Origin of the sequence: Kitasatospora sp. GAS204B, assembly GCF_029892155.1 — a bacterium.
Taxonomy (GTDB): Bacteria; Actinomycetota; Actinomycetes; order Streptomycetales; family Streptomycetaceae; genus Kitasatospora.
This window is the reverse complement of record NZ_JARZAG010000006.1, coordinates 191509-207985: the sequence shown is the minus strand read 5'-3', so window position 1 is coordinate 207985 and position 16477 is coordinate 191509. Positions and strand designations below refer to the sequence as shown.

Annotated in this window: 12 protein-coding genes; 4 read left to right on the top strand and 8 right to left on the bottom strand. The window is 73.9% G+C overall.

The features are described 5' to 3' along the window. The first annotated feature begins 213 nt into the window (after positions 1 to 213). Complete coding sequence (locus P3T41_RS10780) at positions 214 to 717, top strand: hypothetical protein (RefSeq protein WP_280689444.1); 504 nt, start codon at positions 214 to 216, stop codon at positions 715 to 717. A 38-nt stretch (positions 718 to 755) separates the two neighbouring features. Here the strand turns inward: P3T41_RS10780 and P3T41_RS10775 are convergent, their stop codons facing one another. Continuing rightward, positions 756 to 3083, bottom strand: a complete 2328-nt coding sequence (locus tag P3T41_RS10775; RefSeq protein ID WP_280689443.1) for a tetratricopeptide repeat protein — start codon at positions 3081 to 3083, stop codon at positions 756 to 758. Positions 3084 to 3605: 522 nt separating this feature from the next. Here P3T41_RS10775 and P3T41_RS10770 point away from each other — a divergent pair. The 3 genes from P3T41_RS10770 (at position 3606) to P3T41_RS10760 (ending at position 6012) form a co-directional block, all read left to right on the top strand. Continuing rightward, the gene (locus P3T41_RS10770) at positions 3606 to 4346 is read left to right on the top strand and encodes an AfsR/SARP family transcriptional regulator (protein WP_280689442.1); all 741 of its coding nucleotides are present in this window, start codon (positions 3606 to 3608) and stop codon (positions 4344 to 4346) included. 287 nt (positions 4347 to 4633) lie between these two features. After that, positions 4634 to 5563, top strand: a complete 930-nt coding sequence (locus tag P3T41_RS10765) for a hypothetical protein (RefSeq protein ID WP_280689441.1) — start codon at positions 4634 to 4636, stop codon at positions 5561 to 5563. 125 nt (positions 5564 to 5688) lie between these two features. Next, the gene (locus P3T41_RS10760; protein WP_280689440.1) at positions 5689 to 6012 is read left to right on the top strand and encodes a hypothetical protein; all 324 of its coding nucleotides are present in this window, start codon (positions 5689 to 5691) and stop codon (positions 6010 to 6012) included. Positions 6013 to 6077: 65 nt separating this feature from the next. Here the strand turns inward: P3T41_RS10760 and P3T41_RS10755 are convergent, their stop codons facing one another. Genes P3T41_RS10755 through P3T41_RS10725 form a run of 7 tightly spaced genes read right to left on the bottom strand, consistent with a single transcriptional unit; the run spans position 6078 to position 16386 of the window. Then, positions 6078 to 7490, bottom strand: a complete 1413-nt coding sequence (locus P3T41_RS10755) for an MFS transporter (protein WP_280689439.1) — start codon at positions 7488 to 7490, stop codon at positions 6078 to 6080. Positions 7491 to 7497: 7 nt separating this feature from the next. Then, positions 7498 to 9612: a molybdopterin-dependent oxidoreductase gene (locus tag P3T41_RS10750; protein ID WP_280689438.1), complete on the bottom strand. Its 2115-nt coding sequence runs from the start codon at positions 9610 to 9612 to the stop codon at positions 7498 to 7500. Continuing rightward, the gene (locus P3T41_RS10745) at positions 9602 to 10702 is read right to left on the bottom strand and encodes a saccharopine dehydrogenase NADP-binding domain-containing protein (RefSeq protein ID WP_280689437.1); all 1101 of its coding nucleotides are present in this window, start codon (positions 10700 to 10702) and stop codon (positions 9602 to 9604) included. Before P3T41_RS10745 ends, P3T41_RS10750 begins: the two co-directional genes overlap by 11 nt. After that, entirely contained in the window at positions 10699 to 12057 is a 1359-nt protein-coding gene (locus P3T41_RS10740) for a DUF6002 family protein (protein WP_280689436.1), read from the bottom strand. The genes P3T41_RS10745 and P3T41_RS10740 overlap by 4 nt, the downstream gene beginning before the upstream one ends. Next, positions 12054 to 14297 (bottom strand): FAD/NAD(P)-binding protein, encoded by a 2244-nt coding sequence (locus P3T41_RS10735; protein ID WP_280689434.1) that lies wholly within the window; start codon positions 14295 to 14297, stop codon positions 12054 to 12056. The genes P3T41_RS10740 and P3T41_RS10735 overlap by 4 nt, the downstream gene beginning before the upstream one ends. Further along, positions 14294 to 15460, bottom strand: a complete 1167-nt coding sequence (gene aepY / locus P3T41_RS10730) for a phosphonopyruvate decarboxylase (protein WP_280689433.1) — start codon at positions 15458 to 15460, stop codon at positions 14294 to 14296. Before aepY ends, P3T41_RS10735 begins: the two co-directional genes overlap by 4 nt. Then, on the bottom strand, positions 15457 to 16386 hold the full coding sequence (locus tag P3T41_RS10725) for an isocitrate lyase/phosphoenolpyruvate mutase family protein (RefSeq protein WP_280689432.1): 930 nt from the start codon (positions 16384 to 16386) through the stop codon (positions 15457 to 15459). Before P3T41_RS10725 ends, aepY begins: the two co-directional genes overlap by 4 nt. Between the last annotated feature and the right edge of the window lie 91 nt (positions 16387 to 16477).

The window sequence follows — 16477 nt, the reverse complement described above, 5'->3', positions numbered from 1 at the left end:
CGGGGCGGTCGGTGGGGCCGGCGGGAGCGAGTCCGCGCAGGCCGCGGTGGGCGGCAATTCGCACGGCGCCGGCGCGGGGAGGGCCGCGATCATCGCCCGCGCGTCGCGTGCGCGCGTGCCTGGCCTGCCGAGGCCCTGCGCTGCGGCGGGGCCCGGCTCGGCCTAGCGTTGAGCCGGCGGGGTGATCCCGGACGCCGTCGGCGGAGGTGTGTGATGGGAACCGGCCAAGCAGGCGAGGCGCTCAAGCTGCTGGAGGAGTGGCGGCAGGCGGCCGACCGCCACCTGACCCCGACCAAACGCTCGCTGGTGGTGACCTGGGCCTCGTTCGGGGCGACCTTCGGCACCGTCCGGGTCATCACGCACGGGATCAGGGGCGGCTGGCTGCCCTGGGGGAACATCTCGGCCGGTGGCAAGCACCTGCACCACTACAACATCGGCATCGCGGCGCTGGCGACGGTCGGGCTGGTCGCGGTCCGCGGCGACCGGCAGGCGGTCGGTCACCCCGCCGTCGCGGCGGTCTACGGCATGGGCGCGGCGCTGATCAGCGACGAGTTCGCCCTGCTGCTGGACCTACAGGACGTCTACTGGGCCAAGCAGGGGCGAGTGAGCGTCGACGTCTCGATCGGCCTGCTGGCCGGGCTCGGCGTCTACCTGACCGCCGCGCCGTTCTGGCACGAGGTGGTCCGCACCACCCGCCGCCACCTCGCTCGGGGGTGACGCCCGCTGACGACCGCCCGGGCAGCCGTGCACGGTCGTCAACTGGCCGTCCCCGGCGACTCCGTGCCTTCCAGGGCGCTGAGGCGGGCCGCCACCGCGTGGGCTTCGGGGGCGCCGATGCGTCGGTAGCAGGCGGTGGCCCGGCGCAGGTCGGCCAGCGCTCCGGCCAGGTCGCCCAGCGACTGCGCGCAACGGGCGGCGCCTTCCAGCGCCCGGGCCTCCTCACGGGGGTTGCGGGTCTCGCGGGCCAGGTGCCGGGCCTGCCGGTAGAGCGCCCGGGCTTCGTGCGGGCCTTCGGTGTCGGCGACCAGCGCGGCCAGGTCGATGCGCAGCAGGGTCTCGCCGAGGCGGCTGCCGATGTCCTGGTAGATCGCCAGGGCTCGCCGGTAGAGCGCCGCGGCGGCGGTGACCTCGCCGGTCGCGTGCCGGACCCGGCCCAGGCAGCGCAGCGAGTCCGCCTCGCCCTGGCGGCTGCCGATCTCCTGGCAGATCGCCAGCGCCTGCTCGTGCAGCTCGGCCGCGGCCAGCAGGTCCCCGGTCGCGTGCCGGACCCGGCCCAGACCGCGCAGGGCGTTGGCGCGGCCCTGGCCGCTGCCCAGATCCTGGTAGATCGCCAGGGAGCGCTGGTACGGGTCGGCGGCGCCCGTGAAGTCGCCGGTCTCGTCCAGGATGTAGGCCAGGTCGTGCAACGCTCCGGCCTCGCCTCGGCGGTCGCCGAGCTCCTGATAGATCGTCAGGACACGCACGGTCAGCTGGACGGCGGCGGGCGAGTCGCCGAGCGAATGCCGTACGCGGCCCAGGTCGCAGAGCGTGCGTGCTTCTCCCAGGCGGTCGCCGAGGTCCTGGAAGATCGCCAGCGCCCGCTCGTGCAGGTCGCCCGCGGCCAGCAGGTCCCCGGTGAGGAGCCGGATCCGGCCCAGCTCGTGCAGGCCGACCGCCTCCCCCGCACGGTCGCCGAGGTCCTGGTAGATGGCCAGTGCCCGGTCGTAGAAGTCGCCCGAGGCCCGGTAGTCGCCGGTCGCGTGCCGGATGCGGCCCAGATCGCACAGGGCGCCGGCCTTGCCCGCGAGGTCGCCCAGCTCGTGGGCGGCCGTCGCCGCGGCCTGGTGCAGGGCCGCGGCCCGGGTCCACGGGCCGTCCATCAGGAGGACGGCGGCCAGGGCGGCGGTGATGGCGATCGCCCGCGGGTGCCGGGCGTCGGCGGCCTGGGCGATCAGGTTGTCCCGCTCGGCGCGCATCCAGCGCAGCGCGGCGTCGCGATCGGGCAGCCGGGGTGCCACGGCGGGTTCGGTGCCGGTCGCCGGTGCGCCGCCGCCGCGGGTGCGGCGGGCAAGGTGGCGGTCGGCCTGCTCGGCGGTGTGGCGGTAGTAGTCCCCCAGACGTTCCAGTGCGGCCGGACGTTCCAGCGCGGCCTCGCGGTCGTCCGCCCGCCCGCTCTGCTGGTCGCTCAGCGCCCGCGCGTACAGTCCGACGAGGTCGTGGAAGCGGTAGCGGCCGGGAGTGCGCTGGGTGAGCAGGCTGTGCTGCAGCAGGGACTCCAACAGGCGTTCGGCCGTGCGGTGGTCGCCGCCGATCAGGTTGGCGGCGGCGTAGGCGTCGAAGTCCGCTCCCGGGACCTGGCCGAGGAGGACGAACAACTGCCGTTCGGCCCAGGGCAGATCGGCGACGGAGGTGGCGAAGACGGCGGCCAGACTGCGGTCCTCGTCGGCGAGGTGGTCCAGGCGGTGGTGCTCGTCGCCCAGTTGCGCGACCAGGTCCTCCAGGCGCAGGGCGCGATGGTGGCGCAGCCGGGCGGCGGTGATGCGGATCGCCAGTGGCAGGTTGCCGCACAGGGCGACCAGTTCGGCGATCGCGGGGTGGTCGGCCGGGATGCGGCCGGGGCCGGCGGCCTCGTGCAGCAGCATGACGGCTTCGGGCCCGGAGAGGACGTCCAGGGCCAGCAGGTGCGCGTCGTCCAGTCCGGTGAGGCGGCTGCGACTGGTGATCAGGACCAGGCAACCGGGCGTGCCGGGCAGCAGGGGACGGACCTGGGCGGTGGTCGCGGCGTTGTCCAGGACGATCAGCGTGCGGGTGTCGGCGAGCCGGTCGCGGTAGAACGCGGCGCACTCGCCCAGGTCCTGCGGGATCTGCTGCGGCGGCACGTCCAGGGAGCGCAGCAACCAGCCCAGGGCGTCGGCGGCGGTGAGCGGTGGGCGCCCGGGCGTGTGGCCGTGCAGGTCGACGAAGAGCTGCCCGTCCGGGAACTGGGCACGCAGGCGGTGGGCGGCGCGGACGGCCAGGGCGGACTTGCCCACGCCACCCATCCCGTCGATCGCGGAGACCACCACCATGCCCGCCGCGCTGCCGGCGGGTGCCGCTGCGGCCACCGCGAGCAGTTCGTCGAGTTCCCGCGAGCGACCGGTGAACAGCCTAGTGTCAGCCGGAAGTTGACATCGACTCCGGATGCGGCTCGGCGCCGCTGACGGGCTGGCGCCATCAGCTGCCGCTGTGTCACCATCCAGTGTCGTCGAGTCAGATGTTCGGGCAGCCGCGAGTATTCGGCGGCGGTCCTCCGGATCGAGTTCCAGAGCTGCCGCCAGCCGGGCCACCGACGAGAGCCGCGGGCGTCGACGTCCGCTCTCCAGCACGCTGATCGAGTGCACGGACACCCCGGACCGGTCCGCCAGCGCGTCCTGCGTCAGTCCCGCCCGAAGGCGGCTCTCCCGGAGCAGGGCTCCGAAGACAGTGTCAGCCACGTGCTCTCCCTGGATGCCGACTCGCCTGCGGGCACCATAACCGCGGACAGGGTCGCAAGCACCAGGAAAACGTCAACCCAACGTCATGGAGGCACAGACCGGTCCAGTTCGAGGATGGGGCTCCCAACTGTTTTGGTGATCCGAGGAACTGACATGCAACTGGGGATACTCGGTCCGTTGTCGGCGTGCGAGGACGGACGCGAGGTGGTCATCACCGGCGACCGGCAACGAAATCTGCTGGCGGCGCTGCTGCTCCGGGCCGGCGCCACCGTCTCCTTCGACGCCCTGGTGGACGCGGTCTGGGACCGCCGCGCGCCGCAGGGCGCCCGTGGGGCCCTGCACACCGGGCTCTGCCGGCTGCGCCTTCAGCTCGGCCCGTCGATCGCCGCCCGGCTGGTCACCCGGCCGCCGGGCTACCGCTTCGAGGTCGGCCCGCACGAGCTGGACCTGCACCGGTTCGAAACCGCCGCCCAGGACGGCCGAGCGGCGCTCGCGCGAGGCGCCTGGGCGCAGGCGTACCGGCTGCTGTCGGAAGCCACCGGGCTGTGGCGCGGCGCGCCGCTGGAGGACGTGCCCTCGATGACGTTGCGCGATGCCTGGCACGAGCCCCTGCGGCAACGGCACCTGACGGTGCAGCTCGACCGGACCGACGCGGGACTCCGGCTCGGCCGGCAGGCGGACCTGCTCCCCGAGCTCGATCAGCTGTGCCGTGAGCACCCGTTGGACGAGCGGGTCCACGAGCGGCTGATGCTCGCTCTGCACCTGGACAACCGGACGCCCGAGGCGCTGGCGGCCTTCCGCAGCACCCGCCGCCTGCTGGTGCGCGAGGTGGGCGTGGAACCGGGTCCGGCGCTCCAACGCCTGCACGACCGGATGCTGGCCCGCGCCCTGTAGGCGGGCAACCCCTGGCTCCGTGCATGTTCATCCTTCCTCCCGCTGCCCGACCCGAGCAGCGTGGCGTGAGCCCCTTACCGATGGCTTACCTCTCGAGCCGCAACCCGGCTGAGCAGGGAGCCCGCGAGCACGGCGTGACGGTTCGGTCACGATTGGAAATCGCTTCGTCGTCGGCGGCCGATATCGCCGAAACCGGTTTTGGCCCGACCTCGCGCTGTCGATAGGGTCGCGGCTTCGGCTGCGCAGCGCGGCCACAGTTGACGTTCACTCACCACGGGGGATCCACCTTGTCCACTCCGCCGCCCTCGCACGGGCTGCAGTCGCCGCCGACTCCCGCGGGGCCGCCGCCCGCCGCCTTCGGGCCGCCGCCGGGCGGGTACGGACCGCCGGCGGACGGGTACCCCGCTCCGGCCGGCGGCTACGGCGCTCCGATGGGCGCGCCGGTGCCCGCCCCGCAGGCCTACGCCCCGCCGCCCGCGCAGGCCTACGCCCCGCCGCCCGGTGCCCAAGCTCCGTACGGCTACGGCGGGATGCCGCCGCAGCCGGGTCCGCAGGCCTGGCCGACGGGCAACCCGCAGGCCCAGGGCGGGCTCAGCTGCCGTTTCTGCGGCTCGGTCCCGGCCGTGGAGGCCACCATTCGCGGCCACCAGGGGTTCCTGGTGATCATGCGCTTCCTCAAGCTCCGGGGTCCGTTCTGCCGCGACTGCGGCATCGCCTCGCACCGGTCGATGACCGCGAAGAGCCTGTGGCAGGGCTGGTGGGGCATCGCCTCGGCGATCATCAACCCGATCACCATGCTGATCAACCTGCCGCAGCGCGCCAAGATCAACAAGCTGGCGCCGCCGCTGCCCGGTGCTCCCCGGCAGCCGATGAATCCGGGTCGCCCGGTCTTCGGGCGCCCGGCCGTGCTCGGTTTCCTGGTCCCGCTGCTGGCCATCGGCCTGCTGCTCTGGCCGACCCCGAAGAGCCCGGACTCCGCGGCCGTCGGCGACTGCGTGCACAACCGGGCCAGCGCCACGGTCGCCGGCAGCACGGACGACCATCCGGACGTCGAGGTGCTCCCCTGTTCGGATCCGTCGGCCGATGCCCGGGTGGTCGGCAAGGTGAGCGGCTCCGGCAACCCGGACGACAACTGCCGGAGCTACCAGGACTCGGACGGCTACTACCAGCACCAGGGCGCGGACTCCTACACGCTCTGCCTGCACTTCTTGCACTGACGGCCCGGCTCGCGCCCACGCACCGTCAGCTGACGGTGCGTGGGCGCGGGCGCGCGAAGGCGGGCGCGGCGGAACGGGATGGCGAGCGCCGTGCCCGTCCGGGCCCGCTGGACGTTGCACAGCACGTGACCCGACCTGCCGACACCGGCCAGCGCCCCGACCCCCGCGAGCGGTGGCCGCTGCGCCTGCCGCCGCCCGCCCAGCCGCAGCCCTCCCCCTCGCCCCATCCCTCCCCCAGCACGTCGCCGAGCCCTTCGGCGCAGACCGACACGCTGCTGGTGGACGCCAACGCCATCCGCTGGGCCGAGCTCGCCGCAGCGCTGGCCGACGCCGACGTGCCGTTGGAGGTCGGCGACGTCGCGGCGCTGCGGCGGCTGTCCAAACTCGACAGCGAGCTCGTCACGGTGGTGATCCGCTGGATCCGCACCGCCCGTCCCGGCCACCCGTGACACCCGTGGCACCCCGACCCGCGCCGTGACCTGTCCCGGCGCCGCCACCCGGCCCCGGCACCCGGTCATGGCGCGGTCGGCGCGCGCCCGTTGTGGATGGAGCGCAACGACGCCACCGCCGTCGCGCCCAGCAGCAGGGCCGCCGTCCCCGCCGCCACCCGCAGGCCGGTGGCCATGCCGAACCCGGTGGCCGAGATCAGCAGACCGAAGACCGTGACGCCGAGGACACCGCCGGCCTGCCGGCAGGAGCTCAGCAATCCCGAGACCACGCCGGCTCGTTCGGCCGAGACCGCTTCGAGCAGCGCCGTCATCATCGGCGGCGAGGCGAGGCCGCCGCCGATGCCGATCGGCACCATCGCGAGCAGCAGCAGCCAGGTCGGCCCGTGCGAGCCGACCAGCAGGACGCCCAGGAACCCGACGGCTTCGAGGGCTTGGGCGCCCGCCATCGGATAGCGCGGGCCGATCAGCCGGGTGAGCCTGCCGGAGAGGATGTTCGAGGCCAGCACGAAGATCGTCAGCGGCAGGAACGAGAGGCCGGTCCTGATCGGCGACCAGCCGCGCTCCTGCTGGAAGATGAGCGAGAAGACGAACATGATCCCGTAGTAGGCGAAGTTCAGCGCGAATCCGGTGGCGAGGCAGGAGGCGAAGACCGGCGACCTGACCTCGCGCAGGTTCACCATGGGGGCGGCACCGGTCGATTCGGCCCGCAGGAACCAGAGCACGGCGACGATCGAGACGAGCAGCGGGACGAGCACCACGGGCGAGCCCAGGCCCTTGGGCGCGATCTCGATCACGGCGAAGGTGAACCCGGTGAGCGCGATGATCGCGGCGAGCTGGCCGGCCGGGTCGATCGAGGAGCGCCGCGGCACCGACCGGGCGGCCCGGGCGACGCCCAGCATGGCCAGCAGGCCGAACGGCACGTTGACGAAGAAGATGGCCCGCCAGCCGAGCCACGCCGTCAGGAACCCGCCGGCCACCGGACCGGCCGCGACCGCCGCGCCACCGCCCGCCGCCCAGACCGCGATCGCCTTGGCCCGGGCGGCCGGGTCCGCCAGCGACTGCCGCAGCAGCGCCAGCGAGGCGGGCAGCACCGCCGCGGCCGCCGCGCCCTGCGCCACCCGGGCGAGGACCAGGACCACCGTGTCGGGCGCGAACCCGCAGGCCGCCGAGGCGATCGAGAAGGCCAGCAGCCCGTAGCCGAACAGCCGGGTGGCGCCGATCCGGTCGGAGACCGCACCGGCCGAGAGCAGCAGCCCGGCGAAGGCCAGCGTGTACCCGGCCACCACCCACTGCAGACCGGACAGGCCCGCGTGCAGCCGCAGGCCGATGTCCGGCAGCGCCACGTTCACGATGGTGGCGTCCAGGTTGATCAGGAAGAAACCGAGGCAGCAGGCCAGCACGACGGTGCCGGTCCGGGGCCGGGCAGCCGGCAGGGTGGCCGGTGCACCCTCCTGCCGGTCCAACGAGCTTGCGGTCATGAGCTGTTCAGCCTTCCTCACGCTGCGTCGTGCGCGGGGTGTCCGCAGCCTCGATGTCCACCCGGTTGTCCTGGTAGACGGCGCCCCGCCCCAGGTCGGCGTCGCGCTCGGCGACCGTGGCGTTCACGCCCGCCCCGCCGGTCAGCTTGGACCAGTGCCCTTTGGTCGTCGCGGCCACCCCGGGCCGCACCGCGTCGCTGATCTCCACCACGGCGGCGAACGAACCGCGGTCGTTGAACACCCGCGCCCGCTGCCCGTCGACCAGGCCGCGGCGGGCCGCGTCCTCGGGGTGCACGGCCACGCTCGGCGGCCCCGCCCGCTTGGCCAGGCCGGGCCGGTTGGCGAAGATCGTGTTCATGAAGTAGTGGGACGCGGCCGAGACCAGGACCAGCGGAAAGCGCCGGGCCAGGCCGGGGTCGGCCACCTCCCGCGCGGGGGTGTAGCCGGCCACCCGGTCCAGGCCCGCCGCCTCGGCGGCCGCGGAGACGAACTCGAGCCGGCCTGACGGGGTCGGGAAGCCGTCCTGGAACAGCACCTGGTCCGCCGGGTGATCGAGCCGCACCCACCCCTCGGCGCGCAGCCGTTCGACGGTGATGCCGGCCAGCGACGGGTGCCCACCGGCGAGGAGTTGGCGCGCCAGCTCCTCGTCCGAGTCGAACAGGCTCGGCTCGGTCAGCCCCATCCGCCGGGCCAGCCGCCGGAAGATCTCGGTGGCCGGCAGGCACTCCCCCGGCGGTGCCACGGCCGGCTCGTTCCAGCCGAGGTAGAGGTGGCCGTAGCCGGTGTGCAGGTCCAGGTGCTCGGTCTGCATGGTGGTGGGCAGCACCAGGTCCGCGTAGTCGACGGTGTCGGTCGGGAACTGGTCGACCACCACCGTGAACAGGTCCTCGCGGGCCAGACCGCGCAGCACCCCGGCCTGGTTCGGGGCGCTGGCCGCCGGATTCGCCCCGTAGACGAAGAGGCATCGGACGGGCGGGTCGGCGCGTTCGAGCAGGCCTTCGGCGAGCCGGGTCATCGCCAGGGCGCGGACCGGCGCCCGGCGCAGGTCGTCGCGACGCAGCGCGGCGAGGTCGCCGCCGAAGGAGCCGCCGGTCGAGTAGGACAGGCCCCCGCCCAGGTACCGCCAGTCCCCGGTCACCCCGGGCAGGCAGGCCAGCAGGCGCAGTGCGGCGCCGCCGCCCGCGTGCCGCTGCATGCCCATGCCGGCCCGGATCGCGGTCGGTCGGGTGCGGGCGAGCCGCTCGCCGAGCTCGACGATCTGCCGTTCGGGCACCCCGGTGACGGCGGCGGCACGGGCCGGCGGGAACTCCAGGATGCGCCGGCGGAACTCGGGCCAGCCGACCGTGTGGTCGGCGAGGTAGTCGCGGTCCTCCAGCCCGAGGTCGAGGACGACGTGCAGCAGTCCGAGCGCCAGGGCGCCGTCGGTGCCCGGGATCGGGGCGCAGTGCTCGTCGGCCTGCTTGGCGGTTCGGCTCAGCACCGGATCGATCGCGACGACGTGGGCGCCGTGCTGCTGCGCCTCCTTGATGAAGCGCCAGAGGTGGTGTCCGGTGGTGAGGGTGTTCACGCCCCAGAGCAGGATCAGCCGGGCGTGCGCGAGCGACTCCGGGTCGATGCCCTGCTTCGTGCCGGTGGCGAACGTGACGCCTTCGGTGCCGGCGACCGAGCAGATGGTCATCTGGTGCTCGGAGGCGCCGAGCACGTTCCACAACCGCTGGCCGGCCGGGCCGCGCATGCCCTGGAGGTGGCCGAGGCTGCCGGTGCCCCAGTAGGGCCAGATCGCCTCGCCGCCCCAGGTGCTGCGGATCTCGTCCAGCCGCTGGGCCAGCTCGTCCAGCGCCTGGTCCCAGCTGATGCGTTCGAAGCGGCCCGCACCCTTGGGTCCGACCCGGCGCAGGGGATGGCGCAGCCGGTCCGGCGCGGCGGTGTGCTCCAGGTACTGGTTGACCTTGACGCAGAGCGTGCCGTGCGTGAAGGGGTGGTCCCGGCGGCCCTCCAGCCGTACGGCGACGCCGTCCTGGACGGTCACCGTCCAGCTGCACCCGTCCGGGCAGTCCAGCGGGCAGGCGCCGGGCGTCCGCACCAGCGGGAGGTCGCGGCCGGCGGGTCGGTCAGCGCTCACGGCAGGCCGCCGCCATCCGCAGCCGGGCCCGCACCGGTTCCAACTCCGCGGCGAGGTCGGCGACTTGATCGGGCGCCACGGTCCGGGGAAGCTTCAGGTGCCGTTCGGCGGCTTCGCGGACCCGGTCGGAGAACTCGGCGTACCCGTCGCGGTCGACGGCCACCCCGTCCCGGCGGCCCCACCGCGCCTGGAGGTCGAGCGCGGCCGCCTCGTCGACTCCGGGCGGCAGGTCGAGGGTGATCCGCCCGTCGGCGAGCCGCACGGGATACCCGCCGGGCAGGCCGAGCGGCCCTGGCACGTGCGTGCTGACCGCGCGTTCGCGCAGCAGGTCGCGCACCAGCAGCGCGGCGGTGTGCCCGGTCAGCGCGTGGAGCATCCGCCGGTCGCAGGCCCGCATGGGCGCGAGACGCTCGGTGACGTCGGTGGCCTCGGCGCCGTCGATCCAGACCCGCGCCTCGTCCTGCGGGTGCTCGGGCGTCGACAGGTGGTGGTGGTGCCCGAGCACCCGCAGTCGCTCCGGCGCCGTGGCGCCGGCCAGCGAGGCGGCCACGGTGGCGATGTTGCCGACTCCGCAGTGGATCGGGCCGCCGAGCGCCGCCAGCACCGGGTTGACGGCGTCGGGCAGCGCCGCGTTCAGGAACAGCGTGCCGGGCCCGCCCGCCCGGGCGACGGCGTCGGACAGTCGCGCCGCGAAGCTCGCGTGGAACGGGAAGGCCAGCGCGATGCCGCCGGCCCTGACCAGTTCGGTCCAGCCGGACGGGCGCTCGTGGACCTCCGAAGGGGAGTGGGTGGAGGCACAGTTGAGCACCAGATCGGCGCCGACCGCGCCGACCAGCGCCGCCAGCGTCTCGCCGGGCCGGTCCGCGTCCAGCCGGTGCGCGGTGAAGCGGACCGCCGAGCCGAGCAACGCCGCCCGGCAGGTCGCCACATGGGCCATGGTGCTGAGCCGGTCGAGGGATCGGGCGACCAGATGGACGGCGGTGGGCCCGGGATCGGTGTCGGCCAGCGCGTACACCGTGCTCCGTGCCAGCGCGCCGCTGCCGATCACCACCGCCGTCCGCAGCGGCGCGTCCGGTGGCACAACCGTCACCGGCCGGCCTCCACCGCGCGGCGCACCGCCTGGTAGAAGTCGTCGACGCCCTGGACCGGGACGCTGTGCGCGGGGCTGAGCGCGGTGTAGTCGTCGTCGCCGTAGCTGCCGGACGCGTGGATGAGCACGTCGCGGTCGCCGATCAACCCCCGGTCGATCCCGTTGAGCACCCCGGTCACCGCCATCACCAGGCTCCACTCGCGCAGCCTGCGCGGATCGGCCGGCAGCGTCACGCCCCCGGCCACCGCGATCAGGTCGCGGACCTCGTTGTAGCGCTGGAGGCACTCGTAGAGCGAGACGACGATCCCGGCGCCGCCGTTCTCCCGGATGATGGTGTTGATCCGCGGCGAGGTGACCGGCGTCCTGGAGTAGAAGGTCGCGTCCAGGTGCTCGGCGGGGTCGAAGGTGACCGCGGGGAAGTGCGGGTCCTCGTCCTGGACGTAGAGTCCGTCCGGCTCGCGCCGCCGGTAGGCCGGCACCAGGTCCGGGTCGAAGGAGTCGTGGTAGAGGCCGAGCACCATGTCCGGCGTGCCCAGGTGCTGAACCAGCATCAGCTGGAGGGCCGGCAGGTCGACGCCGAGCTTGGCGAGTTCGCGGTGGCCGAACTCCAGCCCGAGCAGGCCGAGCGCGCTGGACACCGCGTGCGCGTGGACCCGGCCGCGACCGCTGTCGGGCATCAGGTCGTGCTCGGCCAGCGCCCGGACCATGTCGGCCACCATGTAGTTGCGCAGTTCGAGGGTGTGCCACAGCCGCACCCCGTAGCGGGTGTGGAACTCCTCGCTGTGCTGGGACATGAACTCGGCGATCATGAGCTTGACGTGCACCGGGACCTCGCACGGCAGCACCGCCATCGGGTTGAGCTCCCGCAGCCGCGGGTCCTCGCTCATCGCGGAGGACCAGAGCTTGTGGCGCGACGCCTCGGGGACCGCCGTGGCGATCTGCAACTCGGTGTCGCGCACCAGGCCCACCGTGACCGCCCGCTCGACGGCGCTGCGCAGCGCGGTCGCCTTGTTCCCCGACGAGGGCGTGATGATGACGACCCGCTCGCCGGTGGTCCTGATGTGGTGGACCGCGCGCGCGACGTTGATCATCGAGCCGAACGTCTTGGTGGTCCGCGTCCCGGGGTTGCCCATCAGGTTCAGCAGGTGCAGCGAGCAGTCGCCGTAGGCGCCGAGTTCGGCGACGCCGATGACCGAGGGTTGGAGGAACTTCTCCATGGTCGTGTCGAGTTCGGGCAGGTCGAAGGCGGGCAGGAACTGCTCGGCGGGGACGAACTCCGCCGACTGCTGGTAGCCGTTCATGGCGCGCTTGAGGACGTCGTAGTAGTGCGCCAGGGCGTTGTCGATGCTGTTCACGCAAGCCTCGCTGGTCGTCGGGTCTGGCCATGGGATGTCTGCGGGGTCACCGGCCCGGGGCTGGTGGACCGGCCGTCGAAGGCGGCCCAGAAGCCGTCCAGCCACCCCACGAGCTCGCGCATCACGACGTCGTTGTGGTGCGGACGCAGCGCCGAGAACTGGTACGTGCCGCGGGCGGCGGCGGCCGGGCCGAGCACCGTGACGGACTCGACGGGCCTGCCGTCGTGGCCGATCGGCCGGGACAGCCGGTCGAGATCCAGGAAACCGGGCACGAAGTCCCGGTGGCCCGGCGTGCTGTTGCGCCAGAGCCGGACCAGCCGCCGCCGCACCAGGTTGCGGTAGAGCGGTCGGAGGTCGCGCGCCGCGTCGAAGGGGTGCACCCGGCCGTCGAGCAGCACGTCGAGCGGCGCCCGCAACCCGCTCTCCCGGCCGTGCAGGACGAACCGCCCGCGCTCCTCGTCGAGCAGCACGGTGGCCCGCGGCCCGGCCGAGACGTCCAGCACACCATGCTCGATGAGCGCCCGGATCTTCGCCATCACCACGGGTGCGGCGCCGCCGGAGAGCTTGTTCTGGGCGCGGCGGTGCTCGTCCAGGAACCGGCGGTGCGAGTCGGCGCTCAGCCCGCCGCCGTCCACCGCGTGGCTGATGACGAACCGCAGGTCACGCCAGACGCAGTCGACGCCCGCCTTGAACGGGTTGTCCAGGCTGCCGTGGTTCGCCCACCTCAGATCGCGGTCCAGGAAGTCCAGGTACGCCGCCCTGAACTCCTCCGGGGTGCCCCCCGGCCGGGTCCGCAGGGGCTGCAGCAGCGTCTGCCAGTCGAACCGGTTGAGCGTCGGATCGGTCTCCAACCGCCAGGGGGAGCCCGGCGGCAGCGCCACCGGCGAGCGCCGGTCGGCGTCACGGACCGACCAGCCGGCCGGCTCCGGCCCGAACACCACGCTCAGCCAGTGGGTCAGCGAGCCCGCGGCGTCCCAGCCGGGCACGGCGCGCGCGGCCTCGGTCCCCGACAGCCGCCCGGCCAGCACCTCGCGCAGCAGCCGGCCGACCAGGTCGGCCACCGCGTCGGCGCCCGGCAACAGCCGCTCGACCGTGCCGGGTTCGCTCAGCCCGCCGAGGAAGCGTTCGTACTCCTCCTGGACACTCGCGGCGATCAGGTCGCCGACCGTCGGCCCGAACAGCGTGCGGTAGTGCACGTACGCCATCTCCAGGACGATCAGCGGCAGCACCTGCGCCTCGAAGTCCAGCCGCGGACGCTCGCCCTCCCCCGCCGGCAGGCCGGCCGCCGCGCGCAGCCGGTCGATCGCCTCCCTGGTCAGGAACCGTCCCTGGTGCGGGCGGTCCTTGCGGCTCAGCGGTCGGGTGTACGGGAAGACCCCGCTCGCGCTGAACGCGTACACCGTCGCCGGCTCCGCACCGCAGGCCTGGTAGCGCAGCCGGTCGCCGTCGGGCAGGAAGCGCCCACCGCGCCCCTCGGTCAGGTAGAGGATCTGGTCGATCGCGGTCAGGCCGAGCCCCGCGCAGCCGACCGTGGCCCCCGGGACCAACGCCTGCGGCGGCAGGCGCTGTTGCAGCGGGTAGGCGCTCGGCACGTAGCCGGCGCCGGTGCGCCGGGCGAACGCGCGATAGGCCTCGGGCCCGGGCTCACCCGCGCAGTCGTTGCTGGAGTGCCCGGTGACCAGGAGCACCTGATCGGCCGTACAGTGCACACCGGAGGTCGAGACCACGTCCAACCGGCCATCGGCGGCGGGCACCAGGTCGGTCACCTCCTCGGCGTGCAGCGCGACGGTGACGCCGGGCACCCGGCGCAGCTCGGCGACATAACGGTCGAACATCTCCCGCAGCGCCAAGCCGTGTTGACGCCGCTTCGGCGAGTCCGCCGGCGCCAGGTCGAAGGCCGGGTCGCCGGTCGCCTCGAACCGCCGGCGGCACCACTCGTACAGGGTCGGCCGCTCCTGCGCGGGCCGGATGCGCTCCGCGCCCGCCACCGTGGGGTCGGCCGCGAAGGCGACCTGCGAGCCGGCCCGGTTGAGGTAGCTGGTCTGCGGTTGGTTGACACTGTGCACCTGCCCCGCGCCGAACTCGCCGCCGAGCTCGTAGACATGGACGGCCAGCCGGCGGCCGGCCAACCGCCCGACGGTCGCGGCGAGCCGCTCCAGCGCGTAGGTCGACCGTGGCCCACCGCCCACCACCGCGAGCCGGAACGCCTCCGGGCGGCCCGGATTCGATTCGTCCGTCACGTGCGCGCCACCCGGCCGAAGCGGGCGGCGACCTCGGAGGGCGCGAGCGCCGGGCGGCCCAGCGCCGGGTCGGAGCCCGCCCTGATCCGGACCCGCACGAAGTGCGGACCGGGCGTCGCCTGGGCCCGGCGCACCGCCGCGCCCAACTCGGCGAGGTCCTCGACCTGTTCCTGGCTGCGGTAGCCGCAGGCGGCGGCGATCAGCGCGAAGTCCACCCCGGCGGACTGCGTGGGCTGGCCGCCGGTCGACTCGTAGGACTCGTTGTCCAGCACCACGTGGGTGAACCGGGCGGCGGCGCTGCGGCCGATCGTCGCCATCGCCTCCATCCGCATCAGCACGGCGCCGTCACCGTCGATCACGGTGACGAAGCGCTCGGGAGCGTTCAGCGCGACGCCCAGCCCGATGCTGGAGGCACAGCCCATCGAGCCGACCACGTAGAGGTTGCCGGCCCGGTCCCAGTCCCGCTCCAGCTCGCGCGCGGTCTTCCCGGTGGTCGCGACCAGCAGCGTGTCCGGATCGGACGCCTGCACCACCGCGGCGATCGCCTCGCTGCGCAGCGCCAGGGCGCCGAGCGCGTCCGCCGGGGCGGTGGCTTCGGCAGGCCGGGCGTACGGCGCCAGGGTCCCCTTCGGGACGACGAAGGCGAACGGCAGCCCGGTCTCGCGCATATGGTCGCTCGCCCGCCCCAGCGCGGCGGCCAGCTGCCCGGGGTCGGTCGGGAAGAGCTCCCAGCGGATCTCCATCGCCGTCAGCAGTTCCGGGGTGATCCGCCCCATCAGCTGGTGCTGCGGCTCGTCCGGCTGCCCGGGCCGACCGCGCCAGGTGACCAGCAGCAGCGCCGGGGTGCGCAGCGTGTGGCAGAGCGAGGTGAGCGGGTTCACCGCGTTGCCGAGCCCGGAGTTCTGCAGGATCACCACGGGCAGCCGGCCGGCCAGCCGCGCCCCGGCGGCCAGCGCCACCGCCTCGCCCTCGTTGCCGGCGGCCTGGTACAGCCCCGGGTGCCGCTCCCCCAGGACGCTGATCAGCGGCCCGAGGAACGAGCAGGGGACGCCGTAGAACGGCCCGTAGCCCGCCTCGATCAGCGTCCGCGCGACCGCGCCGGCCTCCAGGGGCGCGGCGGGGGCGGCGGGCGTGAGGGGTTCGGCGAGCGTCGACCCGCTCATCGCGTCGCGCTTTCGGGCTGTGCCTTGCGGTGCACGAAGCGCTGCTCGGCCTCCAGGAACTGCCCCATGCCCTGAAGGTCGAAGACGGTGCTCAGCGGCGTGATCCGGTCCTCGATCCCGGTGGTGCGCCCCTCGCGCAGGATGGTGTCGAAGGCCTCGGAGACCGCCGTGATCGACGCGCGCAGGCCGTGGTTGGCGTAGATGACCAGCTTGGCGCCGGCCGCGGACAGCTCGTCGGCGGTGACCGTGTGGTAGGTGGTCGGCACCACCGCGACCGGCTGCGGCATCCGCCACAGCTTGAGGAAGTCGAGGACCGGCTGCGGCGAGTCGCCCTTGGCGTGGATCAGCACCATGTCCGCGCCGGCCTCGGCGTAGGCCTCGCCACGGCGCAGCGCCTCGTCGAGGTCCCAACCGGCCACCAGGGCCTCCAGCCGGGCGATCACCACCAGCTCGTCCCGGGTCTGCGCGCTCTTCGCCGCGGCGACCTTGCCGCAGAACTCCTCGGCGGCGACCAGCTCCTGACGTCCCGGGATGAAGCTGTTCACCTTCGGGTAGCACTTGTCCTCGACGCAGACCGCGGCGATGCCGGCGGCCTCGTAGCGACGGACCATGTGCATCACGTTGCTCGCGTTCCCGTAGCCCGCGTCGCAGTCGGCGATCACCGGCACGCCGACGCTCACGGCCATCGACTGTGCCACCGCGAGCAGTTCGCTCATGGTGAGGATGTCGGCGTCCGGCAGTCCCTGCGAGGCGGAGATCTCCAGGCCGCTGGACCAGACCGCGTCGAAGCCCGCGCGCTCGGCGAGCCGGGCGCCCAACGGATTGTGCGCGCCGGCGGCCCGCACCGGACCGGGGCGCTCGAGCAGGTCCCGCAGCGCCGCGGCGCCACTCGCTCCGACCCCCGCCGCACGCTCGGCGGACGCCATTCCTGGGAGCTGGTGAGATCTCAAAACGCCCATTCCTTTCCACGCCGCGCATCGCACACGCGACAGCCGATGTGGTGAAGTCACCAGCGCA

Excerpts from the sequence above, each read along its gene's own strand:
- P3T41_RS10780 (WP_280689444.1), top strand. The coding sequence starts at position 214 with ATGGGAACCGGCCAAGCAGGCGAGGCGCTCAAGCTGCTGGAGGAGTGG.
- aepY (WP_280689433.1), bottom strand. The coding sequence starts at position 15,460 with ATGAGCGGGTCGACGCTCGCCGAACCCCTCACGCCCGCCGCCCCCGCC.
- P3T41_RS10770 (WP_280689442.1), top strand. The coding sequence starts at position 3,606 with ATGCAACTGGGGATACTCGGTCCGTTGTCGGCGTGCGAGGACGGACGC.
- P3T41_RS10725 (WP_280689432.1), bottom strand. The coding sequence starts at position 16,386 with ATGGCGTCCGCCGAGCGTGCGGCGGGGGTCGGAGCGAGTGGCGCCGCG.
- P3T41_RS10755 (WP_280689439.1), bottom strand. The coding sequence starts at position 7,490 with ATGACCGCAAGCTCGTTGGACCGGCAGGAGGGTGCACCGGCCACCCTG.